This window comes from Hydrogenophaga sp. RAC07 (assembly GCF_001713375.1).
Lineage (GTDB): Bacteria > Pseudomonadota > Gammaproteobacteria > Burkholderiales > Burkholderiaceae_C > Hydrogenophaga.
The window spans coordinates 2,345,404-2,371,220 of record NZ_CP016449.1 but is presented as its reverse complement, the minus strand read 5'-3'; the positions used below and the strand labels follow the sequence as shown (position 1 = coordinate 2,371,220).

Annotated in this window: 23 protein-coding genes; 18 read left to right on the top strand and 5 right to left on the bottom strand. The window is 66.0% G+C overall.

Going from position 1 to position 25,817, the window contains the following annotated elements; translation table 11 throughout:
* Positions 1-122 precede the first annotated feature (122 nt).
* Genes BSY239_RS11040 through BSY239_RS11030 form a run of 3 tightly spaced genes read left to right on the top strand, consistent with a single transcriptional unit; the run spans position 123 to position 3,050 of the window.
* Entirely contained in the window at positions 123-644 is a 522-nt protein-coding gene (locus BSY239_RS11040; RefSeq protein ID WP_069046892.1) for a TRAP transporter small permease, read from the top strand.
* A 54-nt stretch (positions 645-698) separates the two neighbouring features.
* A complete protein-coding gene (locus BSY239_RS11035) occupies positions 699-2,015 on the top strand; it encodes a TRAP transporter large permease (protein ID WP_069046891.1) in 1,317 nt (438 codons plus the stop codon).
* Positions 2,016-2,060: 45 nt separating this feature from the next.
* Positions 2,061-3,050 carry a Bug family tripartite tricarboxylate transporter substrate binding protein gene (locus BSY239_RS11030; RefSeq protein ID WP_069046890.1) on the top strand — a complete coding sequence of 330 codons (990 nt, stop codon included), beginning with the start codon at positions 2,061-2,063 and terminating at the stop codon, positions 3,048-3,050.
* An 18-nt stretch (positions 3,051-3,068) separates the two neighbouring features.
* Here the strand turns inward: BSY239_RS11030 and BSY239_RS11025 are convergent, their stop codons facing one another.
* Positions 3,069-3,971 (bottom strand): LysR substrate-binding domain-containing protein, encoded by a 903-nt coding sequence (locus tag BSY239_RS11025; protein ID WP_069046889.1) that lies wholly within the window; start codon positions 3,969-3,971, stop codon positions 3,069-3,071.
* Between the two features lie 136 nt (positions 3,972-4,107).
* On the opposite strand from BSY239_RS11025, the gene BSY239_RS11020 reads away from it, so the two are divergent.
* From BSY239_RS11020 to BSY239_RS10985, 8 genes are all read left to right on the top strand, one after another.
* Complete coding sequence (locus BSY239_RS11020) at positions 4,108-4,824, top strand: substrate-binding domain-containing protein (protein WP_236944051.1); 717 nt, start codon at positions 4,108-4,110, stop codon at positions 4,822-4,824.
* A gap of 37 nt (positions 4,825-4,861) precedes the next feature.
* Complete coding sequence (locus tag BSY239_RS11015) at positions 4,862-5,896, top strand: amidohydrolase family protein (RefSeq protein WP_069046887.1); 1,035 nt, start codon at positions 4,862-4,864, stop codon at positions 5,894-5,896.
* Position 5,897: 1 nt separating this feature from the next.
* Positions 5,898-6,581, top strand: coding sequence for a 4-carboxy-4-hydroxy-2-oxoadipate aldolase/oxaloacetate decarboxylase (gene ligK, locus BSY239_RS11010; RefSeq protein WP_069046886.1), 684 nt, complete (start codon positions 5,898-5,900; stop codon positions 6,579-6,581).
* 135 nt (positions 6,582-6,716) lie between these two features.
* Positions 6,717-7,649, top strand: coding sequence for an amidohydrolase family protein (locus BSY239_RS11005; RefSeq protein ID WP_069046885.1), 933 nt, complete (start codon positions 6,717-6,719; stop codon positions 7,647-7,649).
* Between the two features lie 2 nt (positions 7,650-7,651).
* Positions 7,652-8,092, top strand: a complete 441-nt coding sequence (ligA, locus tag BSY239_RS11000) for a protocatechuate 4,5-dioxygenase subunit alpha (RefSeq protein ID WP_069046884.1) — start codon at positions 7,652-7,654, stop codon at positions 8,090-8,092.
* A 1-nt stretch (position 8,093) separates the two neighbouring features.
* Positions 8,094-8,948, top strand: a complete 855-nt coding sequence (locus BSY239_RS10995; RefSeq protein ID WP_069046883.1) for a class III extradiol dioxygenase subunit beta — start codon at positions 8,094-8,096, stop codon at positions 8,946-8,948.
* Between the two features lies 1 nt (position 8,949).
* On the top strand, positions 8,950-9,912 hold the full coding sequence (locus BSY239_RS10990; RefSeq protein WP_069046882.1) for a Gfo/Idh/MocA family oxidoreductase: 963 nt from the start codon (positions 8,950-8,952) through the stop codon (positions 9,910-9,912).
* 4 nt (positions 9,913-9,916) lie between these two features.
* Complete coding sequence (locus BSY239_RS10985) at positions 9,917-10,918, top strand: aldo/keto reductase (protein WP_069046881.1); 1,002 nt, start codon at positions 9,917-9,919, stop codon at positions 10,916-10,918.
* A gap of 85 nt (positions 10,919-11,003) precedes the next feature.
* Here BSY239_RS10985 and BSY239_RS10980 read toward each other — a convergent pair whose 3' ends face one another.
* Positions 11,004-11,438: a lysozyme inhibitor LprI family protein gene (locus BSY239_RS10980; protein ID WP_172823097.1), complete on the bottom strand. Its 435-nt coding sequence runs from the start codon at positions 11,436-11,438 to the stop codon at positions 11,004-11,006.
* 160 nt (positions 11,439-11,598) lie between these two features.
* Here BSY239_RS10980 and BSY239_RS10975 point away from each other — a divergent pair, with 160 nt between their 5' ends.
* From BSY239_RS10975 to BSY239_RS10950, 6 genes are all read left to right on the top strand, one after another.
* On the top strand, positions 11,599-12,066 hold the full coding sequence (locus BSY239_RS10975) for a Spy/CpxP family protein refolding chaperone (RefSeq protein WP_069046880.1): 468 nt from the start codon (positions 11,599-11,601) through the stop codon (positions 12,064-12,066).
* Between the two features lie 38 nt (positions 12,067-12,104).
* Positions 12,105-12,803, top strand: a complete 699-nt coding sequence (locus BSY239_RS10970) for a response regulator transcription factor (protein ID WP_069046879.1) — start codon at positions 12,105-12,107, stop codon at positions 12,801-12,803.
* A complete protein-coding gene (locus BSY239_RS10965; RefSeq protein ID WP_069046878.1) occupies positions 12,800-14,200 on the top strand; it encodes a HAMP domain-containing sensor histidine kinase in 1,401 nt (466 codons plus the stop codon). The genes BSY239_RS10970 and BSY239_RS10965 overlap by 4 nt, the downstream gene beginning before the upstream one ends.
* Before the next feature lie 71 nt (positions 14,201-14,271).
* The gene (arsA, locus tag BSY239_RS10960; protein WP_069046877.1) at positions 14,272-16,110 is read left to right on the top strand and encodes an arsenical pump-driving ATPase; all 1,839 of its coding nucleotides are present in this window, start codon (positions 14,272-14,274) and stop codon (positions 16,108-16,110) included.
* Between the two features lie 111 nt (positions 16,111-16,221).
* Positions 16,222-16,905: a L,D-transpeptidase gene (locus BSY239_RS22070; RefSeq protein WP_083239925.1), complete on the top strand. Its 684-nt coding sequence runs from the start codon at positions 16,222-16,224 to the stop codon at positions 16,903-16,905.
* Positions 16,898-17,581, top strand: coding sequence for a hypothetical protein (locus BSY239_RS10950; RefSeq protein ID WP_069046875.1), 684 nt, complete (start codon positions 16,898-16,900; stop codon positions 17,579-17,581). The genes BSY239_RS22070 and BSY239_RS10950 overlap by 8 nt, the downstream gene beginning before the upstream one ends.
* 127 nt (positions 17,582-17,708) lie before the next feature.
* Here BSY239_RS10950 and rpoD read toward each other — a convergent pair whose 3' ends face one another.
* Positions 17,709-20,048, bottom strand: a complete 2,340-nt coding sequence (gene rpoD, locus BSY239_RS10945; protein ID WP_069046874.1) for an RNA polymerase sigma factor RpoD — start codon at positions 20,046-20,048, stop codon at positions 17,709-17,711.
* Positions 20,049-20,364: 316 nt separating this feature from the next.
* Positions 20,365-22,326: a DNA primase gene (gene dnaG, locus BSY239_RS10940; protein WP_069048932.1), complete on the bottom strand. Its 1,962-nt coding sequence runs from the start codon at positions 22,324-22,326 to the stop codon at positions 20,365-20,367.
* 55 nt (positions 22,327-22,381) lie between these two features.
* Between dnaG and BSY239_RS10935 the strand changes: the two genes are divergently transcribed.
* Positions 22,382-24,028 carry an acyl-CoA synthetase gene (locus BSY239_RS10935; protein ID WP_069046873.1) on the top strand — a complete coding sequence of 549 codons (1,647 nt, stop codon included), beginning with the start codon at positions 22,382-22,384 and terminating at the stop codon, positions 24,026-24,028.
* On the opposite strand, the gene BSY239_RS10930 is transcribed toward BSY239_RS10935, so the two are convergent.
* Complete coding sequence (locus BSY239_RS10930) at positions 24,025-25,815, bottom strand: gamma-glutamyltransferase family protein (RefSeq protein ID WP_069046872.1); 1,791 nt, start codon at positions 25,813-25,815, stop codon at positions 24,025-24,027. The genes BSY239_RS10935 and BSY239_RS10930 overlap by 4 nt on opposite strands.
* Positions 25,816-25,817 lie beyond the last annotated feature (2 nt).

Here is a 25,817-nt window from a genome sequence, read left to right as displayed (position 1 = left end):
GGAGGCAGGCCGTCCTCGCTGAGGGGACGGCTTTTTTATTGGGTGAGACCGGTTTTGAGCCCACCGCAGTTGGCGGACAATGCCGGGTTGGTTTTCCGGCCCATTTTCAGAAAGCGCACCGAATGATTGGTTTCATCTACCGCCTGGCCAACTGGCTGGCCATTGCCGGCGGCCTCGTGCTCACCGCGATCACGCTGATGATCGTCGTCAGCGTCTCGGGCCGTGCACTGATCGACGTCGGCCTGGGCCCCGTGCCCGGCGACTTTGAACTGGTGGAGATCGGCACCGGCATCGCCGTGTTCTTCTTCCTGCCCTGGTGTTATCTCAAGGGCGGCCACGCCACGGTGGACCTGCTCTACATGCACATGCCGGCCTGGGCCCAGCGGGCTGTGGTGGCCATCAGCGATGTGCTGATGCTGCTGGTCTGGCTGGTGCTGACCTGGAAGCTCTGGGAAGGCATGCTGGAGAAGCGCGAATACCTGGAGACCACCTTCATCCTGGCCATGCCGATGTGGTGGGCCTACGCGGTCTGCCTGGTGGGTGCTGTCGTGGGCTGCCTTTGCTACCTCGCCAAGACGCTCACGCAGCTGGGTCTGGCCAAAGAACCCGCGGGCTGGACGGTTGACGCCAACGCCGGCCACTGAGATGAACCTTCACATGACACCTTCACTGTTCACCCTGCAGATCGGGAGCCCCGCATGACCGGTATCGAACTTGCGGCCTGGTCGTTCCCGGTCTTGTTGCTGCTGATCTTCATCCGCGTGCCCATCGGTCTGTCCATGCTGCTCTGCGGCCTGGGCGGCGCCTGGGCCATCTACGGCAGCTACGTGCCGATCTTCAACCAGCTCAAGCAGGTGACCTACAGCACCTTCTCGAACTACTCGCTGTCCGTGATTCCGCTGTTTCTGCTCATGGGCCAGTTTGCTGCCCTGGGGGGTTTGTCGCAGGCGCTGTTCAAGGCGGCCGAGGCCTGGATCGGTCACCGCAAGGGCGGCGTGGCCATGGCGGCCGTGGGTGCGTGCGCCGGCTTTGGTGCCATCTGCGGCTCTTCGCTGGCCACCGCTGCGACCATGGGCCAGGTGGCCCTGCCCGAGCTCAAGCGCGCCGGTTATGCGGGCGGCATCTCCACCGCCACGCTGGCCGCCGGTGGCACGCTGGGCATCCTGATCCCGCCCTCGGTGGTGCTGGTGATCTACGCCATCCTGACCGAGCAGAACATCGCCAAGCTGTTCCTCGCGGCGTTTGTGCCCGGCATCCTGGCCGCGCTCGGCTACATGATCGTGATTGCCATCTACGCCCGCGTGAAGCCTCAAGACGTGGGCTCCATGCCGCCCATGCCGATGAAGGAACGCTGGGCCGCAACCGCCAAGGTGTGGCCGGTCATGCTGATCTTTGTGGCCGTGGTCGGCGGCATCTACAGCGGCCTGTTCACGCCCACCGAAGGTGCGGCCATCGGAGCGTTCGGCACCGGTCTGGCGGCCTGGATGGGTGGCGGCCTGAACCGCAAGACCTTGCTGGGCGCCGTGCTGGGCACGGCGGTGGCCACCGGCATGATCTTCATGATCGTGCTGGGCGCAGGGCTCTACAACACGTTCCTGGCGCTGTCGCAACTGCCGCAGGAAACCGCGCAGATGGTCGCGGCCTCCGGCCTCAACCCCTGGCTGGTGCTGGTCGCCATCCTGGTGCTGTATGTGATCCTGGGTTGTTTCATGGACTCGCTGTCCATGATCCTGCTCACCATCCCGGTGTTCTTCCCCATCGTGACCGTGCTCGACTTCGGCCTCTCGCCCGAGGAGTTCGCCATCTGGTTCGGCATCCTGGTGCTGATTGTGGTGGAGGTCGGCTTGATCACACCGCCGGTGGGCATGAACCTCTTCGTCATCAACTCGATGGCCAAGGACACGCCCATCACCCAGACCTACCGGGCCATCATGCCTTTCGTGGCCAGCGACATGATCCGAACCGCCATCCTGGTGGCGTTTCCAGGCATCACCTTGTTTGTGCTGCGGCTCTGATACGTTTTCTACCGCCCACCCTGTTTCACCACCCTAGGAGACACCATGAATTCGCAGCCTTCCACCATCCGCCGCACCCTGCTGGGTGCCGCCTTGTCCCTCGCGGCCCTGGCGGTCGGGCCTGTCCATGCGCAAGCTGCGTTTCCGTCGAAGAACGTGCGCATCGTCGTGCCGTTCGCGGCCGGAGGCGTGGGCGATCTCACCGCGCGCATCGTGGCGCAGAAGCTCGCCGAGCTGCTGGGCCAGTCGGTGGTGATCGAGAACCGGCCCGGTGCCGGTGGCGTGGTGGCGGCCGACACGGTGGCGCGCGCCGAGCCCGACGGCCACACCATGTTCCTCATGTCCAACGGCACCGCGGTCACCGCCGGGCTTTTCAAGAGCCTGCCGTTCGACACGGTGAAAGACTTCACGCCGGTTTCCACGCTCGGCTATTTCGACATCGCCGTGGTGGTGCCCGCCACCTCGCCCCACAAGACGCTGGGCGAGCTGGTGGCCTTCGGCAAGGCCAACCCCGGCAAGCTCAACGTGGGCAGCATCAACATCGGCAGCACGCAGAACCTGGCGGCCGAGCTGTTCAAGAGCACCGCCGGCATCGACGCGCAGGTCGTGCCCTTCAATGGCACACCCGCGCTGATCGGTGCGATCCGTGGCCAACAGGTGGACGTGGCGGTGGAGATCCTCGCGCCCATGCTCACGCAGATTCAAGGCGGCGCCGTGCGCGCCCTGGCCGTGACCGGCGAGAAGCGCTCCATCGTGCTGCCCGACGTGCCCACCGCGTTGGAAGCCGGCGTGAAGGACTTCGTGGCCTCGTCGTGGAACGCGCTGGCCGTGCCGTCGAAGACGCCGCGCCCGGTGGTGGACCGCCTGCAGCGCGACATCGCCACCACGCTGGCCGACCCGGGCGTGCGCGAGAAACTGCGCGGCCTCAACATCGACGCGCGCTCGTCGACCCCCGAGCAGACCGCCGCGCTGCTGGCTTCCGACATCCGCCGCTGGAGCGGCGTCATCGAGCGCGCCGGTATCCCCAAACAATGAGGGACACCCGGGCTCTGGTCAGCGTGCGTCGAGTGCGTCCAGGGTCTGGCGGATCAGTTCCAGTGTTTTTTGCTGTGTGAGCGTGGCCGGGCGTTGTGAGCTGGTGGCCAGGCACAGGCGTGTTTTCAGCGGTGGTTGCACCGACCGCATGCGGTAGGCCGAGGGCCGGATCGAGCTGGCCACGGCGTTGCGCGAAAGCAGGGCGGCGCCCGCACCGTCGGCCACCAGATCGAGGATGGCCGACACGCCGTCGATCTCCAGTGCCACATTGGGCCGGCAGCCGATGTTGGCCATTTCGGTTTCCACCTGCATGCGAATGGCGTTGGGTCGGCTCGGGATCACCAGCGGCAGCTCGGCCACCTCGCGCAGGCCGATCGCGGTGGGCGGGTCTTCGCTCAGGCCCGGCGGACGCGGCTCGATCAGCAGCAATTCTTCGTCGCGCAGCGGGTGGATCTCGATCTCGGCCACCGGTTGTGCGTTGTAGAGCACGGCAATGTCCAGCCGCCCGGTGGTCAGCCATTCGAGCATGGTCACCGAGAGCGCTTCGCTGATGGACAGGCTGGCCTCGGGCAGCTTCGCGCGAAAGGCACGCGTGAGCGGCACGGTGAGCACCCGCGCCAGGCTGGGCGGCAGCCCGATGGCGACGCGCCCGGCGAGCGCACCGCGCACGCGGCCCAGCTCCTCGCGCGCGCGCTCGACCTGGTGCAGGATGCCCCGGCCGTGCGCCAGCAGCAGCTTGCCGGCTTCGGTGGGCGTGGCACCGCGGCCGTTGCGCACCAGTAGGTTCTGGCGCAGCTCCACTTCGAGCAGGCGCACCTGGCGAGACAGCGCGGGCTGCGCCACGTTCAGCGCCATCGAGGCCCGGGTGAAACTGCCGAGCTCGGCCACACGCACAAAGTATTCGAGTTGCTTGAGGTCCATGGCAGCGGGCGGTCGAACGGAAGGTGTAAACAGGGATTGATCATAGTTATGTAATTTCGTTCTAGCTGCTAGCCGGTCATGTGACTTTTCTCGCGGTGAGGCTGGGTCCACAATCCACCGTCCCCGCCTGAGCACCATGTCCCATCCATCCACCCCACCCACGCCCAAGACACGCCTGCAAGGCATTTCATCCATGGCGACGCGCCAGGTGCTGGCCGAGCTGGTGGCGGGGTACGAAGCGGCGAGCGATGTGTCGGTGGCCATCGAATCCGTGGGTGGCGTGGACGCTGCCCGTCGGGTGCAGGCGGGTGAGGCGTTCGATGTCGTCATCCTGGCTTCGGACGCGATCGACAAGCTGATCGCCGCGGGCCACCTGCAACCCGGCAGCCGTGTGGACCTCGTGCGCTCGGGCGTGGCCGCTGCGGTGCGCGAAGGCACGCCGGTCCCCGACCTGGGTTCGGAAGACGCGGTGCGCAGCGCCGTGCTGGCCGCGCGCAGCATCAGCTATTCCACCGGACCGAGTGGCGTTGCATTGGCCAAGCTGTTCGAGCGCTGGGGCATCACCGGGCAGATCCAGGGCCGCACCGTGCAGGCCCCACCCGGTGTGCCGGTGGCGTCGCTGGTGGCGCGCGGCGAGGTGGAACTGGGCTTTCAACAGCTCAGCGAACTGCTGGGTGTGGCCGGCATCGCAATAGCCGGCCCTTTGCCGCCCGCCATCCAGATCATCACCACGTTTTCCGCCGGCATTCCGCTGCGCACCGACAAGACCGATGCGGTGCGCGCCATGCTCGCGCACATGACGGCGCCGGCAGCGGCCGACGCCAAGCGGCGACAGGGCATGGAGCCCGCCTGAGCCGCCTCACACCACTACAAGAAACCCAGGAGACAACATGAGCCTCATCATCGATTGCCACGGCCACTACACCACGGCGCCCAAGGCGCTGGAGAACTGGCGCAACGCACAGATCGCGGGCATCAAGGACCCGGCTGCGATGCCCAAAGTGGCCGACCTCAAGATCAGCGACGACGAGTTGCGCGAGTCCATCGAGACCAACCAGCTCAAGCTGATGAAGGAGCGCGGCAGCGACATCACGCTGTTCAGCCCGCGCGCGAGTTTCATGGCACACCACATCGGCGACTTCAACGTCTCCAGCACCTGGGCCGCCATCTGCAACGAACTCTGCTTCCGCGTGAGCGAACTGTTCCCCGACCATTTTGTGCCGGTGGCCATGCTGCCGCAGAGCCCGGGCGTGGACCCGGCCACCTGCATTCCCGAGCTGGAGAAGTGTGTCCAGCAATACGGTGCGGTCGGCATCAACCTCAACCCCGATCCGTCGGGCGGTCACTGGACCAGTCCGCCGCTGACCGACAAGCACTGGTACCCCATCTACGAGAAGATGGTGGAGCACGACCTGCCGGCCATGATCCACGTGAGCACCAGCTGCAACGCCTGCTTTCACACCACCGGCGCGCACTACCTCAACGCCGACACCACGGCCTTCATGCAGCTGATCCAGGGCGACCTTTTCAAGGACTTCCCGACACTGAAGTTCCTGATTCCCCACGGCGGCGGCGCGGTGCCTTACCACTGGGGCCGCTTCCGCGGTCTCGCGCAGGAGATGAAAAAGCCGCTGCTGGACACGCATCTGATGAACAACGTGTTCTTCGACACCTGCGTCTACCACCAGCCCGGCATCGACCTGCTCAACACCGTGATCCCGGTGAAGAACGTGCTGTTCGCCAGCGAGATGATCGGCGCGGTGCGCGGCATCGACCCGACCACGGGCAACTATTACGACGACACCAAGCGCTACATCGAAGCGTCGAAGATCCTGAGTGCGGACGACAAGCACCAGATCTATGAAGGCAATGTGCGCCGCGTGTTTTCCCGACTCGACTCACGCCTCAAGGCGAAGGGGATCTGACATGTACGAACTTGGCGTTGTCTATCGCAACATCAAACGCGCAGACCGCGCAGCCGCCGATGGCCTGGCAGCCTTGGGTTCGGCCACGGTGCACGAGGCCATGGGCCGTGTGGGCCTGCTCAAACCTTTCATGCGCCCGATCTACCCGGGCTGCCAGGTGAGCGGCACGGCGGTCACGGTGCTGCTGCAGCCCGGTGACAACTGGATGATGCACGTGGCGGCGGAGCAGATCCAGCCGGGTGACATCGTGGTGGCCACGGTCACGGCGGAGTGCACCGACGGTTTCTTCGGCGACCTGCTGGCCACGTCGTTCCAGGCGCGTGGTGCGCGTGCCCTGATCATCGACGGCGGTGTGCGCGACGTGAAGGAACTGCAGCGCATGGGCTTCCCGGTGTGGAGCAAGGCGATCAGCAGCAAGGGCACGATCAAGGCCACGCTGGGGTCGGTGAACATCCCCATCGTGTGTGCCGGCATGCTGGTGACGCCTGGCGATGTGATCGTGGCGGACGACGATGGTGTGGTGTGTGTGCCCGCGGCACGCGCGGTGACCACGCTGGAGGCAGCGCAGCACCGTGAGAGTTTCGAGGGCGAGAAGCGCGCCAAGCTGGCCGGTGGCGTGCTGGGGCTGGACATGTACAAGATGCGGGAGCCGCTGGAGAAAGCTGGCTTGCGGTACATCGACTGATTTTTCTCCGGTGGGGCCGGCGGCGAGCGGATTTAGGCGGCTGGGCTCATCAGTCCTTCGGCCAGCAAATCGCACCGCCGCCTCACTCCGCTCGCCGCCTCGTTGGCGTTCGATCTGTTTTTGAAAGACTCTCTCATGAGCAAACCAACTTCGGGTGATTTCACCAAGACCGCCGGCTGGCTGGACTGGTATGCCGGCCCAAGCAAACCGCGTTTTCAGTTGCCTGCCGGCGCCGTGGACGCGCATTGCCACGTGTTCGGCCCCGGTGCTGAATTTCCCTACGCGCCCGAGCGCAAGTACACACCGTGCGATGCGAGCAAGGCGCAGCTGTTCGCCTTGCGCGACCACCTCGGTTTCGCTCGCAACGTGGTGGTGCAAGCCACCTGCCACGGTGCGGACAACCGCGCGTTGGTCGATGCGCTGGTGCACAGCGATGGCAAGGCGCGCGGCGTGGCCACGGTCAAGCGCAGCGTGACCGATGACGAGCTGCAGGCACTGCACGCCGCCGGCGTGCGCGGCGTGCGTTTCAACTTCGTCAAGCGCCTGGTCGACTTCACGCCCAAGGACGAGTTGATGGAGATTGCCGCGCGCATCCAGAAGCTGGGCTGGCATGTGGTGATCTATTTCGAAGCGGTGGACCTGCCCGAGCTGTGGGACTTCTTCACCGCATTGCCCACCACCGTGGTGGTGGACCACATGGGCCGGCCCGACGTGAGCAAGCCGGTGGACGGCCCGGAGTTCGAGCTGTTCCTCAAGTTCATGCGCCAGCACCCCAATGTGTGGAGCAAGGTGAGCTGCCCGGAACGTTTGAGCATCACCGGCCCCAAGGCCTTGAACGGCGAGCAGGCCGCCTACCAGGACGTGGTGCCGTTTGCGCGCAAGGTGATGGAAGAGTTTCCCGATCGCGTGCTCTGGGGCACCGACTGGCCCCACCCCAACCTGAAGGACCACATGCCCGATGACGGCCTGCTGGTGGACTTCATCCCACAGATTGCGCCCACGGCCGAGGCGCAGAAGAAGCTGCTCGTCACCAATCCGATGAAGCTTTACTGGCCCGAGGAGAACTGATCATGGCGCTGGACAAACCCTACCTGGACGTGCCCGGCACGACCATCTTCGACGCAGAGCAAAGCCGCAAGGGCTACTGGCTCAACCAGTTCTGCATGAGCCTGATGAAGGCCGAGAACCGCGAGCGTTTCAAGAAGGACGAACGTGCCTACCTGAACGAATGGGACATGACGGAAGAGCAGAAGCAGGCCGTGCTCGCGCGCGACCTCAACTGGTGTATCCGCCTCGGCGGCAACATCTATTTCCTCGCCAAGATCGGCGCCACCGACGGCAAGAGCTTCCAGCAGATGGCAGGCTCCATGACCGGCATGACCGAAGAGGAGTACCGCAACATGATGATCGCCGGTGGCCGCTCGGTGGAAGGCAACCGCGTCGTTGGCGAAGACGGCACGGCCCAGGCGCACCGCCAACCACAAGGCTCGGCGAGCCAGAAAGCGAACTGACATGGCACGCATCACCGCATCCGTCTACACCTCCCACGTGCCCGCCATCGGCGCCGCGCTCGATCTCGGCAAGACCCACGAGCCCTACTGGCAGCCGGTCTTTCAGGGCTATGAGTTCGGTCAGCAGTGGCTCAAGGAGAACAAGCCCGACGTGATCCTGCTGGTTTTCAACGACCACGCCACCGCCTTCAGCCTGGACATGATCCCGACCTTTGCCATCGGCACCGCGGCCGAGTACCAGCCGGCGGACGAGGGCTGGGGCCCGCGCCCGGTGCCCAAGGTGATGGGTCACCCCGAGCTGTCGGCGCACATCGCGCAGTCGGTGATCCAGCAGGACTTCGACCTCACCATCGTCAACAAGATGGACGTGGACCACGGCCTGACCGTGCCGCTGTCGCTCATGTGCGGCCAGCCCGAGGCCTGGCCTTGCCCGGTGATCCCGTTCGCGGTCAACGTGGTGCAGTACCCGGTGCCCAGCGGACGGCGTTGCTACAACCTGGGCAAGGCCATTGCCAAGGCGGTGGCGAGTTTTGACGAAGACCTCAACGTGCAGATCTGGGGCACGGGCGGCATGAGCCACCAGTTGCAAGGCCCGCGTGCGGGTCTCATCAACAAGGACTTCGACAACGCTTTTCTCGACAAGCTGATCGACGACCCGGAAGCCGCGGCCAGCATCCCTCACATCGACTACGTGCGCGAAGCCGGCAGCGAAGGCATCGAACTCGTGATGTGGCTGATCGCGCGTGGCGCCATGGCCGACGCGGCCGGTGGGCCCAAGCCCAAGGCCGTGCGCCGCTTCTACCATGTGCCTGCGAGCAACACGGCCGTGGGCCACCTGATCCTGGAGAACACCTGACATGACAAAGACCATCAAAGTCGCCCTCGCCGGCGCCGGTGCCTTCGGCATCAAACACCTCGACGGCATCAAGAACATCGACGGCGTTGAAGTCATTTCGCTCATCGGGCGCGAACTCGACAAGACGCAGGAAGTCGCGACGAAGTACGGCATCCAGCACGTGACCACCGATCTGGCCGAGAGCCTGGCGCTCAAGGAGCTTGACGCCGTCATCCTCTGCACGCCCACGCAGATGCACGCCGAGCAGACGCTGGCCTGCCTGAAGGCCGGCAAACACGTGCAGGTGGAGATTCCGCTGGCCGACAGCCTGGCCGGTGCCCAGGCCGTGGTGGACGAGCAGAAGAAGACCGGGCTGGTCGCGATGTGTGGCCACACGCGCCGCTTCAACCCCAGCCACCAGTACGTGCACAACGAAATCACGGCGGGCCGGTTCAACATCCAGCAGATGGATGTGCAGACCTACTTTTTCCGCCGCACCAACACCAACGCGCTGGGTCAGGCGCGCAGCTGGACCGACCACCTGCTGTGGCACCACGCCGCGCACACGGTCGACCTGTTCGCCTACCAGTGCGGCAGTCCGATCGTGCAGGCCAACGCCATCCAGGGCCCGATCCACCCGGCGCTGGGCATTGCCATGGACATGAGCATCCAGCTGAAAGCCGCCAACGGCGCCATTTGCACGCTGAGCCTGAGCTTCAACAACGACGGCCCGCTGGGCACCTACTTCCGCTACATCGGCGACACCGCAACCTACCTCGCGCGCTACGACGACCTGTTCACCGGCAAGGAAGAAAAGATCGACGTGTCGAAAGTCGCGGTGAGCATGAACGGCATCGAGCTCCAGGACCGCGAATTCTTTGCGGCGATCCAGGAAGGCCGCGAACCCAACTCCAGCGTGGCGAAGGTGTTCGCTTGCTACCAAGTGCTGCACCAGCTGGAACAACAACTGAACGCGAACGGCTGATCCCATGCAACAACGCCAACTCGGTCCCTTCCAGGTCTCGGCCCTTGGCCTGGGCTGCATGAACATCTGCCACGCCTACGGCGCACCGGTCACCCCCGATGCGGCCGAGCGCCTGCTGCAGAGCGCACTGGACCAGGGCATCACGCATTTCGACACCGCCGCGCTCTACGGCTTTGGTGTGAGCGAGACGCTGGTGGGCAAGGCCTTGTCAAAGCGCCGCAGCGAGTTCACGCTGGCGAGCAAGTGCGGCATGCAGGGCGTGGACGTGGCCAATGACGGCAAACTGGTGCGTGTGATCGACGGGCGGCCCGAAACGATCCGTGCCACCTGCGAGGCCGCGCTCAAGCGCCTCAAGACCGATGTGATCGACCTGTACTACCTGCACCGCTGGGACAAGCAGGTGCCGATCGAAGAGAGCGTGGGCGGGCTCAGCGATCTGGTGCGCGCCGGCAAGATCCAGACCATCGGCCTGAGCGAGGTGTCGGCCTCCACGTTGCGCAAGGCGCACGCGGTGCACCCCATCACTGCGCTGCAGACCGAGTATTCCCTGTGGACGCGCAACCCCGAGATCGCGGTGTTGCAGGCCTGCCGTGAACTCGGCGTGGCGTTTGTGGCCTTCAGCCCGGTGGCGCGTGGTTTCCTGTGTGGCGAGATCGATGTGGGCGCGCTCGATGCCAAGGACATCCGCCGCACCATGCCGCGTTTTGCACCCGAGAACTACGCGGCCAACCTGAAGCTGCTCGCACCGTTCCAGGCCATCGCGCGCGAGGTGGGCTGCACGCCTGCGCAGTTGGCCATTGCCTGGCTGCTGCACCTGGGCAACGACATCCTGCCCATTCCCGGCACCGCGAGCGACGACCACCTGCGCGAGAACGTCGGTGCGGCCGATGTGAAGCTGGATGCGGCCACCATGGCCAAACTGGACGCGTTGATCAACCAGCAAACGGTCAAAGGCAACCGCTACAACGAGCAAGCCAACCGCGAAGTCGATACCGAGACTTACTAGCCCCCACGCTCCTCCGTTGCACGGGTCGCTGCCCCCCGGGGGGGGCGCGGCCTTGCTTGGGGCGGCTTGGCGCTGCGGCCCCGATTTACTTGGGCTGCCGCACGCAGCTCAGGTCGCCTTCCTGGCAATCCAGAAACCGCTGCAGCTCTGCCGTGCGTTCGCGCGTCATGCGCGCCTGGCATTGCCAGTTGATCATCGGCGCGGCGCTGCCGCCTTCGATGCCGCTCTTCTCGAACTCACAGGCCTTCACGCGGTACTGGATCCATTCGGTCTGCACCTGGCGCAGCAGCTTGCGCTGTTTGTTGCCCACGCTTTGGGACAGGGTCTTGTAAGCCGCGCTGTAGGCGGCGGTGGCGTTCTCGAAATCCTGAAAGGCGCAGGCGTTGAGCGCGCTCTGGGTGCCGGGTGTTGTCGAACAATCCACCGGCGCTGGCTTGGGGCCCGCGGCCGTGGCCAGCGCCAAGGCACAGTGGCTGGTGAGGCCCAGGATGAACAGACGTCGGATCAGGGTGGTTTTCATGCGGGGTTCCACAGTGCCGGGGTGGCTCGGTTGGCGCATTGTGCAGCGGCCCAGGCCCGACATGAAACGAAACAAACCGAAACCGCCGCGAGACGACGCGATGAACGGGCGTCGGCACCATCAGGGTCATGTTCAACCCATCCTCATCAAGGACTCCGTCATGAAACCCTGGATCAAACGTTCCCTCATCGCCCTGACCGGCATCACCATCGCCGTGGGTGGCCTCACCGCCTGCGGCACGCGTGGCCACCACGAGCACGGCCCCATGAGCGCCGAGCGCATGAGCGAGATGCGCGGCAAGGTCATCGACCGTGTGACGAAGAAGCTCGACCTCAATGCCGAGCAGCAGCAGAAACTCGGCGTGCTGGCCGACAAGCTGCAGGCCCAGCGCACCGCCTTCATCGGCCAGACCGCCGACCCGCGTGCCGAGGTGCGCCAACTCGTCGCTGGCGACAAGTTCGACCGTGCCCGTGCCCTGAGCCTGCTCGACGAGAAGACCCGCGTGGTGCAGGTGAGCAGCCCCGAGGTGATCAACGCCCTGGCCGACTTCTACGACAGCCTCAACCCGACGCAGCAGGCCGAGGTGCGCGAGATGATGCAGAAACGCCGGGGCTGGGGCCGCGGCTGACTGGTCCCGCCATCAGCAGCGCAGTGTGAAAATGCCGCATGCACCGCATTCTGCTGATTGACGACGACGAACAGCTCGGACCACCGCTGAAAACCTACTTTCAGCGGTTCGAGCTGGAACTCACCCAGGCGCACAAGCCCAGCGAGGGTTTGGCGCGTCTGCGCAGTGGCGTGTTCGAAGCCGCCATCCTCGACGTGATGCTGCCCGAGATGGACGGCTTTGAACTCTGCCGCACCATCCGCAAGGAAAGCGACATTCCCGTCGTCATGCTCACCGCGCGCGGCGACGTGATGGACCGCGTGGTGGGCCTGGAGCTGGGCGCCGACGCCTACCTGCCCAAACCCTTCGAGCCGCGCGAGCTGGTGGCGCACATCCAGACCCTGCTGCGGCGCCGACACGGTCACAACGGGCCGGCCAACGGCACTCCGGCGCCCGGTCTGCTGGCCTTCGAGGGCCTGACCATCGACCCGGCGCGCCGCAGCGTGGTTCGCCAGGGCGAAGCGGTGGAGCTCACCGGCACCGAGTTCGAACTGCTGCACCTGCTGGCGCGCGAGAGCGGACGCGTGTTCAGCCGCGACGACATCCTCAACCAGCTGCGCGGCCACGAGGCCGACCTCTACACCCGTGCGGTGGACATCGTGGTGAGCCGCCTGCGCAAGAAGCTGGAGCCGCTGGACTGCATCAAGACGCTGCGCAACGCCGGATATTCCCTGGCGCTGCGCAAGATCGCGCGATGAACTCCAAGCTCGCATTGGCCCGCCCGCGGCGCTGGCACCAACGCGCGCTGGTTGCGTTGCGGTGCTCGCTCAAGCTGCGGCTCATGATGGTGTTCCTGCTGCTGGCGCTGGGCGTGGCGTTCACCTTCATCGCAGGCGCGCAGAAGGCGTTTTCGGTCGGCTGGCGCGATGCGGCGCGTCCGCTGCTCATGGACTACGTGGACCGCCTGGCCCAGGACATAGCGCCTGCCGGCAGCGTGCCCAGCCCCGAGCGGGCGCAGGCCATCACACAACGCCTGCCCATCACCGTCGACATCTCCGGCCCGCAGGTCAACTGGCGCTCCCACCCCGGCCAGCCCCGGCTGGAATGGAAGCGCCATGCGCCCCCCGACGTCAAACAGCCCGACCCCGAAGACTGGGGCGATGACAAGGACTGGCAAGGACTGCTGCAACGGACCACCGCCGATGGCCACCGCATCGAAGTGGGCCTGAACGAAGCGGCCTTCGAGCGCCGCCCGCGCCTCTTCGGTATCACGCTCACTGCGCTGCTCGTGCTCACGTTGCTGGCGTTTCTGTATGTGCGTCGCTTGCTGCGCCCGCTGGACGACATCCGCCAGGGCGCGCAGCGCTTTGGAGCCGGCGAGTTTGGTCAGCCCATCGGCGTGCGCCACCCCGGCGGGCCGGACGAACTCGGCCAGCTCGCCATCACCATCAACACCATGGGGCACGACATCCACCAGATGTTGGAGGCCCAGCGCGCACTGCTGCTGGCCATCAGCCACGAACTGCGAAGCCCGCTCACGCGCGCACGGCTCAACACCGAGCTGCTGCCCGACACGGACGAGGTCGCACCCCAGCGCGAGGCCTTGCTGCGCGATCTGGCGGAGATGGCCCGGCTCATCAGCGACTTGCTGGAAAGCGAGCGCCTGGCCGGCCGCCACGCCGCGCTGAACCGCGAACCGACCGACCCAGGCGCGTTGGCCCGCGAAGTGATCGACGACCTCGCCGCCACCCAGCCCGCGGCCAGCAGCATCCGTCTTCACGCCGCGGCGAACCTGCCGTCGCTGCCGCTGGACCGCATCCGCGTGCGCCTGCTGCTGCGCAACCTGCTCGACAACGCGCTGCGCCACAGCGCCGACGCACCGCTGCCGGTGGAGCTGCACATCCGCCGCAGCGGTGAAGCGGGGCAGGGCATCGAGATCGAAGTGCGCGACCACGGCCCCGGCGTGCCCGACGACCAACTGCCCTACCTCGCCCAGGCCTTCTTCCGCCCCGACACCGCCCGCACCCGCAACGCCGGCGGTGTGGGCCTCGGTCTGTATTTGTGCCGCCTGGTGGCCCAGGCGCATGGGGGCACGTTTGCCGTGCGCAATGCCAAGCCCGGGCTGGCCGTGACGGTGACGCTGCCGCCTGGCTGAACCCGGGCAGGGTGGGCGCCACCTTGATGCGGATCAGCCCGCGCCGGCTCGGTTGGTGACATGCTGGGCGCATGAACACCGCCATCCTCCCCGGCTTCGCCGCCACACCCACCCGTTTCCTGTTTTTCACCGGCAAAGGCGGGGTGGGCAAGACCTCGCTGTCCACCGCCACCGCCATTGCGCTGGCCGACGCGGGCCAGCGCGTGCTGCTGGTGAGCACCGACGCCGCGTCCAACCTGGACGACATGCTGGGCATCACCTTGTCGAACCAACCGGTGAAAGTGCCCGGTGTGCCTGGCCTCTCCGTCATCAACATCGACCCCGACGCCGCCGCCGAGGCCTACCGTCTTCGGGTGCTCGCGCAGCTGGACAGCAACGCCACCGAGGCCGAGCGCCGCACCGTGCGCGAACAACTCTCGGGCGCCTGCACCACCGAGATCGCCGCGTTCGACGAGTTCGCCGCGCTGCTGGCCAGCGAAGGCGAGGGCGAGGGCGCGCGTTACGACCACGTGGTGTTCGACACCGCGCCCACCGGCCACACCCTGCGCCTCTTGAGCCTGCCCAAGGCCTGGAGCGGCTTTCTCGCCGACAACGACCGCGGCGCTTCTTGCCTGGGGCCGCACTCCGGCCTGAAGATGCAGGAGGCCCGCTTCAACGCCGCTCTGCAGGCTTTGAGTGACCCCGCGCTCACCACCGTAGTGCTCGTCACCCGGCCCGACCCGCGCCCCATGCAGGAGGCCGCGCGCACTGCTGAAGAGCTGCGCAGCCTGGGCCTGGGCAACCAGCGCCTGGCCATCAACGGCGTGTTCCACGCCACCGACCCGCGCGACCCGATCGCCCACGCCATCGAAGCCCTGGGCCGCGAAGCCATGGCATCGATGCCCGCCGCACTGGCGCAGCTGCCGCGCGACGAGGTGCCGCTGCGCGCTTTCGACACCGTGGGATTGCCAGCATTGCGAGGACTGCTGGGCGCCTCCGTTCGCCCTGAGCCAGTCGAAGGGCCCGCAGGGTTTCAACAACCTCAACCCGAGCGGAAGGCGAGCCTGCCCGCCGAACCCCTGAGCCGCATGGCCGACGAACTCGCCGCCGTGGGTCATGGCCTGATCATGGTCATGGGCAAGGGCGGCGTCGGAAAAACCACCATCGCCGCCGCGCTGGCCGTGGGCCTGGTGCAGCGCGGTCACAGCGTGCACCTCACCACCACCGACCCGGCGGCCCACGTGGCCGACACCTTGAACGGCAGTCTCCCAGGCCTGAAGGTCGGGCGCATCGACCCCAAGGCCGAGACCGAGGCCTACATCGCCAAGATCGTGGCCAGCAAAGGCAAGGACCTCGACGAACAGGGCCGCGCCTTGCTGCTCGAAGATCTGCAATCCCCCTGCACCGAAGAAGTGGCCGTGTTCCACGCCTTCAGCCGCGTGGTCAACACCGCGCGCAGCGCCTTCGTGGTGCTCGACACGGCACCCACCGGCCACAGCCTGCTGCTCATGGACGCCACCGGCGCCTACCACCGCCAGATGACGCAGCAATACGAAACCCGGGCCGACGGCAGCGGAGCCAGCGGCCTGCACATCGTCACGCCCCTCATGCGCCTGCAAGACGCCAGCATCACCCGCGTGGTCATCGTCACCCTGCCCGAGATCACGCCCGTCACCCAGGCCGCCGCCTTGCAAGACGACCTGCGCCGCGCCCACATCGAACCCTGGGCCTGGGTCATCAACAAAAGCATCGCCGCCAGCGGCACCACCGACCCGCTGCTACAGGCTCGGCTGGTGGGGGAAGTCCAGCAAACGCAGCGCATTGCCGAGGGGTTGGCGAAGCGCACGTTTGTATTGCCCTGGCTGGCGCAGCCGCCGGTGGGGGTGGAGGCATTGGGGGCACTGGTGGCGCCGACTGCAAAGGCTGGCTGAGCTTCTTTTCGGCAAAGTCAGGCGGTTAGTTTCTGACAGCCAGGGTGTCGGATTGCGCAAGCGTCTTCGTTCTGTTAGATTCTGTATTCGAAAATCGCGAATACAGATCAAATGCAGCTCAAACCTCAAGATTTCCTCGTTGCTCTCAAGCTGTTGGTTTGGGGAAACCAGCGTTGGACATACGCACGCCTGGGTCAGGCGTTGGGGCTCAGTGCTTCGGAGGCGCATGCCTCTGTGAAGCGAGGTTTGCTGTCGGGTTTGCTGTTGCCCAATCGGGTTTCATCCGCTGTGACAACAGGCACGCCCGGTGCCGAAACGCAGTCGCTCCAAGAGCCGCAGGGCATCTACAGAGTCACGCGCAAACGGGTGCGCAGCAGTTCAGTGCCCTCTGAAAACGCAGGCACGTTGGACAACCCGGTGCGGGTCCACGCCCAGGCGCTGGCAGAGTTCACCTTGCACGGGGCCAAGTACGCATTTCCCGGCGTGCGTTTGCCGCTGGCCGTTGGCGTGCCCACGAGCCACAGCGCTCCAGCGTTCGCCGGCGTGTTCGCTCCTGGCGGCACCGACTTTGTCTGGCCGCATCCCAACGGCTCGGCGCGCGGCGTGGGTGTGGAGCCGCTGCACCCTTCGGTGCCCTTCGCCGCCATGCAAGACGGAAAGCTCTACGAAATGCTGGCGTTGTTCGATGCCTTGCGAGTGGGCAAAGCACGAGAGCGGAACATGGCCGCGGAGCGGCTGCTGACCTTGATCGATCCGGGGGCTTCCGAGCCGCGCAGGGAGAAGCTTCATGGCTGACCCGAACCTGGCGCTGTTGATGGGCATGGTGCGTGCCATGGGGCCGCTGTGCGAGCAGGTGGTGTTCGTGGGCGGTTGCGCCACCGGCTTGCTGATCGACAACCCGAGCCTGATGGACGTCCGGCCGACGGAAGATGTGGATGCCATCGTCGAGGTGGCGTCGCTGGTGGGCTACCACCAGTTGACCGACCAACTCATGCTGCGTGGCTTCAAGCAGACCATGGCCGACAACACGCCGCCTTTTCGCTGGTTCTGGAATCGCATGCAGCTTGACCTGGTGCCGGTGGACGAAAACGTGCTGGGTTTTGCCAATCGGTGGTACCGCGCGGGCTTCGGCTCGGCGGTGCGTACCGTTTTGGAAGACGGCTTGTTTCTGCGACACCTCTCAGCACCGTACTTTTTGGCCACCAAATTCGAAGCTTTCAGGGATCGGGGTCGCAACGATGTGTTTGTCAGCCATGACCTGGAAGACATCCTGACTGTGGTCGAGGGGCGCGCCACACTCGCGCAGGAGGTCAAGGCTGCGTCCGACGATGTTCGGGTCCACATCGGCCAATCCGTGGCCAGTTTGCTGGCCTTGCCCGCATTCACGAATGCCTTGCCTGGTCTCCTGAGCGACCCGGAACGAGAAGCGGTCGCCTATGCGCGCCTGAGCCAGATGTCACTTCCAGGCTGAAGATGAGTCGGATTCGAGGCACCCTGAATCCGTGTTGAGCAAGGATTCAGAAAACCTTTCAGAGAAACAGTCCAGCCAAAAAAACGGGAGCCACTGGCTCCCGTTTTCTTGTTCAACCAACACCGCCTTACAGCGTGTCGATGAAGCTGCGCAGCTTGTCCGAGCGGCTGGGGTGCTTGAGCTTGCGCACCGCCTTGCTTTCGATCTGGCGGATGCGTTCGCGGGTCACGTCGAACTGCTTGCCCACTTCTTCCAGCGTGTGGTCGGTGGACATCTCGATGCCGAAACGCATGCGCAGCACCTTGGCTTCGCGTGGCGTGAGGCTGTCAAGGATTTCCTTGACCACTTCGCGCAGGCCGGCCTGCATCGCAGCCTCGATGGGCGCGGTGTTGGCCTGGTCTTCGATGAAGTCGCCCAAGTGTGAATCGTCGTCGTCGCCGATCGGCGTTTCCATGGAGATCGGCTCTTTGGCGATCTTCATGATCTTGCGGATCTTCTCTTCGGGCATCTCCATCTTCTCGGCCAGGATGGACGCATCGGGCTCGAAACCAAACTCTTGCAAGTGCTGGCGGCTGATGCGGTTCATCTTGTTGATGGTCTCGATCATGTGCACCGGAATCCGGATGGTGCGCGCCTGGTCGGCGATCGAGCGGGTGATGGCCTGACGGATCCACCACGTGGCGTAGGTCGAGAATTTGTAGCCGCGGCGGTATTCGAACTTGTCCACCGCCTTCATCAGACCGATGTTGCCTTCCTGGATCAGGTCCAGGAACTGCAGGCCGCGGTTGGTGTACTTCTTCGCAATCGAGATCACGAGACGCAGGTTGGCCTCGATCATTTCCTTCTTCGCGTCGCGCGAGGTGGACTCGCCCGAGTTCATGCGCTTGTGGATGTCCTTGAGGTGCGCCAGCGGCACAACCACGCTGCTCTGGATGTTCATCAGGCCGGTCTGCAGTTCCTGCACCGGCGGGATGTTGCGCTCCATCACCACGCTCCAGGGCTTGCCGGCGGCGGCCTGCTTCTCGACCCATTTCAGGTTGAGCAGGTTGGCCGGGAAGTCGGCGATGAACTTCTCCTGCGGCATGCCGCACTTGTCCACGATGATGCGGCGCAGCTCGCGCTCTTTCTTGCGCACGTCGTCCACCTGGTTGCGCATGGTGCTGCACAGCTTCTCGATGGCCTTGGCGGTGAAGCGGATCGACATCAGCGTTTCGGTGATGGCTTTCTGCGTCTTCAGGTAGGTCGGCGTACCGTAGCCTTCCTTGTCGTAGGTCTTGTGCAGTTTTTCAAACAGCACGCGCATGGCGTCGAAGCGGTCGAGCGCTTCGCGCTTGAGTTCTTCGAGCTTGCGGGTCAGCGCCTTGGAGCCGCCCTTGCCATCGTCGTCGTCGGCTTCGTCGTAGTCGTCGAAGTCTTCTTCGGCCACGTAGTCGTCGGCCGCGTCGGCGTCGGCAAAACCGTCGACCACGGTGGAGATGACCACCTTGCCGCTGCGGATGTCTTCGGCCATCACCAGGATCTCGGCGATGGTGGCCGGGCTTTCGCTGATGGCGGCCATCATGTCGTTCAAGCCGCCTTCGATGCGCTTGGCGATCTCGATTTCACCTTCGCGAGTGAGCAGCTCCACGGTGCCCATTTCGCGCATGTACATGCGCACGGGGTCGGTGGTGCGGCCGAATTCGCTGTCCACGGTGGACAGCGCAGCTTCGGCTTCTTCTTCGGCTTCTTCTTCGGTGGCGGCGGTGGGGCCGGTGTTGTTCAGCAGCAGCGTTTCGGCGTCGGGCGTCTGCTCATACACCGCCACGCCCATGTCGTTGAGCAGCGAGACCACGACTTCCAGCGTTTCGGCCTCGACCAGCTTGTCGGGCAGGTGGTCGTTGATTTCGCCGTGCGTGAGGTAGCCGCGCGTCTTGCCCAGCTTGATCAGGGTCTTGAGGCGTTCGCGGCGGTTGCGCGCTTCTTCTTCGGACAGGACGGTTTCGTCCAGGCCGAATTCCTTCATCAGCGCGCGCTCTTTCGCCTTGCTGATCTTCATGCGCAGTGGCTTGACCTTCTCGGTCGTGGTCGACGTGGTGTCGACCGCTTCTGCTTCGACTTCACCCGTCAGGTCGTCTTCGATGTCGCTCAGGTCGGCGTCGTCCATGTCGCCACCGGAGGACTTGCTGTCCGCCTTGGGCTTGCGACCGCGTTTGGCTGCGGGCTTGTCGTCGGCAGCGGCCTTGGCCGGGCGGCCTGCTTTTTTCTTGGCGGGCGCGTCTACAAGCAACTCGGTGTCGAGAGCTTCGGGCTTGGCCTTGGCAGCGGTCTTTTTGGCGGGAGCGGCCTTGGCGGCGGCTTTGGCAGGGGTCTTGTCGGTCACAGCAGGAGCTTTCTTCGGGGGCAAAGCCGGGGCGGTGGCGCGTGAAACGGCCTTCGTGGCGGGTTTTGTGCTGGACGAGACGGGCGTGCTGGATTTCTTCGCGGGCATGAGGACCTCAGAAAAATGTCGAACTGGAACCGGCAGAACACACAAAAAACGCCTGAAGGCCGCGCAACGCGGTCCACCCCGGTGATTTTGTTGGGCACAACACCTGCCTTTCGCCGGAAAGGGCAGGCCTGCAAGCTGTTGGGGCGAACATTTGGTGTGCAGTCCTTGCGGGGGTTCCGTCAGGCCCGAGGGGGGCGCTGAGGTGGCCAGGAGAAGTGTCCATGTAGCCCTGTTCAGGGGCCGGGCCGGTGCCGGAGGTGCTGCTGTCGCGCTTGCGGTGCAAAGCCGTGGATTATACCGCGCTGCCCGTATTTGGCTAGGTTGCAGCGCTGGTTTTCAGCGCGGCGAGCTGGGCACTCACGCGCTTGTAGTCGTCCAGCGCGCCCGCGTCGCCTTGGGCCACGAGGTCGGCCAGCTGGCGCGCCTGGGCCTCCAGGCCGTCCCGGCGCAGGCGGTTCATCACATCGCCCAGCTCGGAGAGTTCGGATGCCGGGTCGTCGCTGGGCGGCACCTGCTCCACCTGCGTGCAGGCAAACAGCTCGTGCTCGTGCCCGCGCAAGGCCTCGCGCAGCGCGGCCCAGGGCTGCGGGCCGTGTTCGTGCAGTTGGGCTTCGAGCCAGGCAAACAGCGCGCCATGGGGCGCGGGCAGGTGGGCCAGCAGGCTGTGGTCGTCGGCCGAGAGGCCTTCCCAGGCTTGCGCGTTGGCCAGCAGCAGACCCACGGCGCGGTCGGCGCGGCTGCCCCCGGCGCGGCGCGTGCCCAGCATGCGCGGCGGTGGAGGTGGGCCTTTGCGCCATTTGCTGTAGCCCTTTTTCCCGTAGCTGCCGCTGTCGCTGCGGTAGTTGCCGGCGCTGGATTCGTAGGCGCTGGCCGACGATTCGTAGGAAGCGCCGCCGTCGTAGCCCGCATCGGGCGACGACTGGGCCGGCGCCGGTCCGGAAGAGCGGGGCGCGCGCGATCCACCGGCCTGTTGCCAGAGCTGCAGCAAATCCGAGCTACCGATGCCGATGCTGGTGGAGAGCTCTCCGATCAACTGGCGCTTCAACGCGCCGTCGGGCAGTGCGCTCCACAGCGGGCGGGCCTGGCTGGCCATGCGGGCGCGGCCTTCGGCGCTGGAGAGATCGCAGTCGGCGCTGGCCGCCTCGATCAGGAAGCGCGAGAGCGGAACCGCGTCTTTCACGCACTGGGCGAACGCGGCCTCGCCGTTGGCGCGGATGAAACTGTCGGGGTCGTGCTCTGCAGGCAGGAACAGGAACTTCACACTGCGCGTGTCGGTGGCCAGGGGCAGGGCGGCGTCGAGTGCCTTGCGGGCCGCGCGGCGGCCTGCGCCGTCGCCGTCGAAGCTGAACACCACGCTGTCGGTGAAGCGAAAGAGCTTCTGCACGTGGTCGGGCGTGCAGGCCGTGCCCAGCGTGGCCACGGCATTGGCAAAGCCGAGCTGGGCCAGGGCCACCACGTCCATGTAGCCCTCGGTCACCAGCGCGTAGCCCGCCACGCGGATGGCGGTGCGGCCTTCGAACAGACCGTAGAGCTCGCGGCCCTTGCTGAACACCGGCGTCTCGGGGGAGTTCAGGTACTTGGGCTCGCCCTTGTCGAGCACGCGTCCACCAAAGCCGATGCACTCGCCCTTGACGTTGCGGATCGGAAACATGATGCGGTCGCGAAACCGGTCGTAGCGTTTGGACTGCCCGTCCGCCCCTTTTTCGTCTTCGTGCTCGATCACCATGCCCGACTCGACCAGCAGGGGGTCCTGGTAGTCGGGGAACACGCTGGCCAGCGCGCGCCAGCCCTCGGGCGCGTAGCCCAGGCCGAAGGTCTTGGCGATCTGGCCTGACAGGCCGCGGCCCTTGAGGTAGTCCACTGCCCGCGGGGCTGCCTTCAGGTGTTTGGCGTAGGCCAGCGCGGCTTTTTCCAGCACGTCGGTCAGCGTGACCTGTTTCTGGCGCTGCTGGGCCGCGCGCTCGCGGTCTTGCGGCGAGGCGTCGTCTTCCGGGATCTGCATGCCGGTCTGCTGGGCGAGGTCTTTCACCGCCTCGATGAAGCTCATGCCGGCGTGCTCCATCAGGAAGCCGATGGCGTTGCCGTTGGCCCCGCAGCCGAAGCAGTGATAGAACTGCTTGGTCGGGCTGACGCTGAACGAGGGCGACTTCTCGCCGTGGAACGGGCACAGGCCCATGAGGTTGGCGCCGCCCTTTTTGAGCTGCACGTAGCGACCCACCACGTCGACCACGTCCACGCGGTTGAGCAGTTCCTGGATGAAGGTCTGAGGGATGGCCACGGGGGTATTCTCTCGCACGGGCCCAAAGACCCATTCCCACCAGGAGACAACCGCCATGACCAGCATCTTTGACCGGGACCTCCCGCGCACCGAGGCCAACTTTGCGCCTTTCTCACCGCTGTCGTTCATCGAGCGCACCGCCGAGGTCTACCCCGATCGGCTGGCGGTGGTGCATGGCGAGTTGCGCCAGACCTGGGGCGAGACCTACGCCCGCTGCCGGCGCCTGGCCAGCGCCCTGCAGCGCGCCGGCATCGGCAAGAACGACACCGTGGCCGTGATGCTGCCCAACACGCCTCCGATGGTGGAAGCGCACTTCGGCGTGCCCATGGCGGGCGCGGTGCTCAACGCGCTCAACACGCGGCTCGACCCGGAGGCCATTGCCTTCATGCTCGACCACGGCGAGGCCAAGGTGGTGATCGTGGACCCGGAGTTTGCTCCCACGCTGAAGAAGGCGCTGGCGCTGCGACAGGCGAGCACACCGTTGCTGGTGATCGACGTGGAAGACGCGCTGTTCACCGGCAACGCCGAGCGCATCGGCAGCAGCACCTACGAAGCCTTCCTGGCCGGTGGCGACCCGGCGTTCGCCTGGAGCCTGCCGGCCGACGAGTGGGACGCGATCGCGCTGAACTACACCAGCGGCACCACGGGCAACCCCAAGGGCGTGGTCTACCACCACCGGGGTGCGGCCATGAACGCGGTCTCCAACGTGATGGAGTGGGACATGCCCAAACACGCGGTGTACCTGTGGACGCTGCCCATGTTTCATTGCAACGGCTGGTGTTTTCCGTGGACGGTGGCCGCGCGTGCAGGGGTGAACGTGTGCCTGCGCCGTGTGGAAGCGCAGGCGATCTTCGACGCCATGCGCCAGCATGGTGTGACGCACTACTGCGGCGCTCCCATCGTGCACGGCATGCTGGTCAATTCGCCGGCTGCCATGAAAGTGGGCTTGCCCGCCGGCGTGAAGGCCATGGTGGCGGGCGCGGCACCGCCGGCGTCGATGATCGAAGGCATGGAGCAGATGGGCTTTGACCTCACGCACGTGTACGGCCTGACCGAGGTCTATGGCCCGGCAACCGTTTGTGCGAAACACGAAGCCTGGGACGCGCTGGAGATCGGTGAACGTGCACGCCTGAATGCCCGCCAGGGTGTGCGCTACCACCTGCAGCGTGATGTGCGCGTGCTCGATCCCGAGACGATGGTGCCGGTGCCGCAAGACGGCGAGACCATGGGCGAGATCATGTTCAAGGGCAACATCGCGATGAAGGGCTACCTCAAGAACCCGAAGGCCACCGCGGAGGCCTTTGCCGGCGGCTGGTTCCACAGCGGTGACCTCGCGGTGCAGTACGCCGACGGCTATTTCAAGATCAAGGACCGCAGCAAGGACATCATCATCTCGGGCGGTGAGAACATCTCGTCGATCGAGGTGGAAGACGTGCTGTACCGCCACCCCGCGGTGCTGGCCGCCGCGGTGGTGGCCAAGGCCGACGCCAGGTGGGGCGAAACGCCGTGCGCCTTCATCGAACTCAAGGCCGGGGCCGACACCACGGCCGAGGCCATCGTGGCGCACTGCAAACAGCACCTGGCCGGCTTCAAGGTGCCGCGCGCCGTGGTGTTCGGCGAACTGCCCAAGACCAGCACCGGCAAGATCCAGAAGTTCGAGTTGCGCAAGCGTGCCGGGTCGGCCGCCGCGATCGACGTTTAGTCGCCTGCCACGATGCCTTCGCGCCGCGGGTCGGCGCCACCCAGCCAGGCACCACGCCCGCGCACGAGGGCTTGCGCGCCGCTGGTGAGCTCACCCAACTGCACGGTGTGTCCTCGCTGTTGCAAGGCCTCCACCGTCGACACCGGGAAACGGCCTTGCTCCAGCACCAGCGGGCCACCCAGCGTGCCGAAATTGGGCAGGTCCACAGCGGCCTGCGGCGACAGCCCCCACTGCAGCACGCCGTGCAACACCTTCGCGGTGTAGTGGATGATGAAAGCGCCACCCGGGCTGCCCGTGCTCATGAGCAGCTCTCCCGTGGCCTTGTCGAACACCAGCGTGGGCGACATCGACGAACGCGGACGTTTCCCGGGCTCAACCCGGTTGGCCACCGGCCGGCCTTGCGCGTCGCGCGGCGCGAAGCTGAAGTCGGTGAGTTCGTTGTTGAGCAGGAAGCCGCCGGGACGGGATGGGTCGGTGCTGACCATGAGACGCGACCCAAAGGCCGATTCGATGGTGGTGGTCATGGCCAGCGCGTTGCCGAACCGGTCCACGATGCTGATGTGGCTGGTGCCGTGCTCGGGCTGGTCGGGCATGGGCGCCCAACTGCTGCGCGCACCACCGGGCTCGCCGGCCGCAGCGGTCGGCATGCGCGCGGCGCTGATCAGGCGTGCACGGTCGTCGAGGTAACGCGTGTCCAGCAGGCTGGTCCAGCGGCCGGCGGGGGGGGCGACGAAATCGGGATCGGCCACGTACTGCGCGCGGTCGGCAAACGCCAGCCGCGAGGCTTCGGTGTAGCTGTGCAGCCAGTCCGCCGAGGGCAGGCCGCTGTTCAACGGTGCAGCGGCTTGCGGCGTGCGCACGAGCAGGCCTAGGATCTGCCCGATGGCCATCGCACCGGAGCTGGGCGGCGGAAACCCACAGATGCGCAGCGCGCGCATCGCGGCGGTGTGATCGAAGCAGAGCGCCTCGCGCTCGCGCGGCTGGTATTGCTTCAAGTCGTCCAGGCTGAGCGTTCCGGGCAGGGAGGGGTGCTGACGCACCTTGTTCACGATGGCGCGCGCGACGGGGCCTTCGTGCAGCGCGACCGGCCCGAGGGCCGCGATGTTGCGAAGCACCTGAGCCAGCTCGGGGTTGCGCAGCACATGACCCACCGGGTGAGGTTGGCCGTCGGCCCGGTAGAAATAGCTCGCCGCCACCGGGTCGGTCTTGAGGGCCGCCTCGGCCGCGAGCAGCGTGTGCAGTCGCGGGCTGATCGAAAAGCCCTGTTCGGCCAGCTGGATGGCGGGCTCGAACAAACGGCCCCATGGCAGCTTGCCGTGCTGCCGGTGGGCCATCGCCAGCATCATCACCGCACCCGGCACGCCCACCGAACGCCCGCTGTTCACGGCGGCGGGGAAGGGCAGTGGCTCACCACGAACGTTCAGGAACAGTTTCTCGTCCACCGCAGCGGGAGCGGTTTCGCGGCCGTCGAACGCCTGCAGCTTGCGGCCGTCGTGGTGCAGCAGAAAAGCACCGCCGCCGATGCCGCTGGACTGCGGCTCCACCAGCGTGAGCACCATCTGCACCGCAATGGCCGCGTCGACCGCGCTGCCGCCGGCGCGCAGCATCTGCGCCCCCGCCTCGGTGGCCAGCGGGTTGGCGGCAGCCACCGCCTGGCGTTGATAGGTCCAGCCGGGTTTGGCCGTGAGGCCCGACGCTGCTTCGGGTTGCTGGAGCCGGGATGGTGCCGTGCAAGCGCCCAGCAGCGCCAAGCCCAGTGCGGCGAGCAGTGGCTTGCAAGCGTTCATGT

Bases quoted from the DNA above. Each gene is read 5' to 3' on its own strand.
- BSY239_RS11040 (WP_069046892.1), top strand. From the start codon at position 123: ATGATTGGTTTCATCTACCGCCTGGCCAACTGGCTGGCCATTGCCGGC.
- BSY239_RS11035 (WP_069046891.1), top strand. From the start codon at position 699: ATGACCGGTATCGAACTTGCGGCCTGGTCGTTCCCGGTCTTGTTGCTG.
- BSY239_RS11030 (WP_069046890.1), top strand. From the start codon at position 2,061: ATGAATTCGCAGCCTTCCACCATCCGCCGCACCCTGCTGGGTGCCGCC.
- BSY239_RS11025 (WP_069046889.1), bottom strand. From the start codon at position 3,971: ATGGACCTCAAGCAACTCGAATACTTTGTGCGTGTGGCCGAGCTCGGC.
- BSY239_RS11020 (WP_236944051.1), top strand. From the start codon at position 4,108: ATGTCCCATCCATCCACCCCACCCACGCCCAAGACACGCCTGCAAGGC.
- BSY239_RS11015 (WP_069046887.1), top strand. From the start codon at position 4,862: ATGAGCCTCATCATCGATTGCCACGGCCACTACACCACGGCGCCCAAG.
- ligK (WP_069046886.1), top strand. From the start codon at position 5,898: ATGTACGAACTTGGCGTTGTCTATCGCAACATCAAACGCGCAGACCGC.
- BSY239_RS11005 (WP_069046885.1), top strand. From the start codon at position 6,717: ATGAGCAAACCAACTTCGGGTGATTTCACCAAGACCGCCGGCTGGCTG.
- ligA (WP_069046884.1), top strand. From the start codon at position 7,652: ATGGCGCTGGACAAACCCTACCTGGACGTGCCCGGCACGACCATCTTC.
- BSY239_RS10995 (WP_069046883.1), top strand. From the start codon at position 8,094: ATGGCACGCATCACCGCATCCGTCTACACCTCCCACGTGCCCGCCATC.
- BSY239_RS10990 (WP_069046882.1), top strand. From the start codon at position 8,950: ATGACAAAGACCATCAAAGTCGCCCTCGCCGGCGCCGGTGCCTTCGGC.
- BSY239_RS10985 (WP_069046881.1), top strand. From the start codon at position 9,917: ATGCAACAACGCCAACTCGGTCCCTTCCAGGTCTCGGCCCTTGGCCTG.
- BSY239_RS10980 (WP_172823097.1), bottom strand. From the start codon at position 11,438: ATGAAAACCACCCTGATCCGACGTCTGTTCATCCTGGGCCTCACCAGC.
- BSY239_RS10975 (WP_069046880.1), top strand. From the start codon at position 11,599: ATGAAACCCTGGATCAAACGTTCCCTCATCGCCCTGACCGGCATCACC.
- BSY239_RS10970 (WP_069046879.1), top strand. From the start codon at position 12,105: ATGCACCGCATTCTGCTGATTGACGACGACGAACAGCTCGGACCACCG.
- BSY239_RS10965 (WP_069046878.1), top strand. From the start codon at position 12,800: ATGAACTCCAAGCTCGCATTGGCCCGCCCGCGGCGCTGGCACCAACGC.
- arsA (WP_069046877.1), top strand. From the start codon at position 14,272: ATGAACACCGCCATCCTCCCCGGCTTCGCCGCCACACCCACCCGTTTC.
- BSY239_RS22070 (WP_083239925.1), top strand. From the start codon at position 16,222: ATGCAGCTCAAACCTCAAGATTTCCTCGTTGCTCTCAAGCTGTTGGTT.
- BSY239_RS10950 (WP_069046875.1), top strand. From the start codon at position 16,898: ATGGCTGACCCGAACCTGGCGCTGTTGATGGGCATGGTGCGTGCCATG.
- rpoD (WP_069046874.1), bottom strand. From the start codon at position 20,048: ATGCCCGCGAAGAAATCCAGCACGCCCGTCTCGTCCAGCACAAAACCC.
- BSY239_RS10935 (WP_069046873.1), top strand. From the start codon at position 22,382: ATGACCAGCATCTTTGACCGGGACCTCCCGCGCACCGAGGCCAACTTT.
- BSY239_RS10930 (WP_069046872.1), bottom strand. From the start codon at position 25,815: ATGAACGCTTGCAAGCCACTGCTCGCCGCACTGGGCTTGGCGCTGCTG.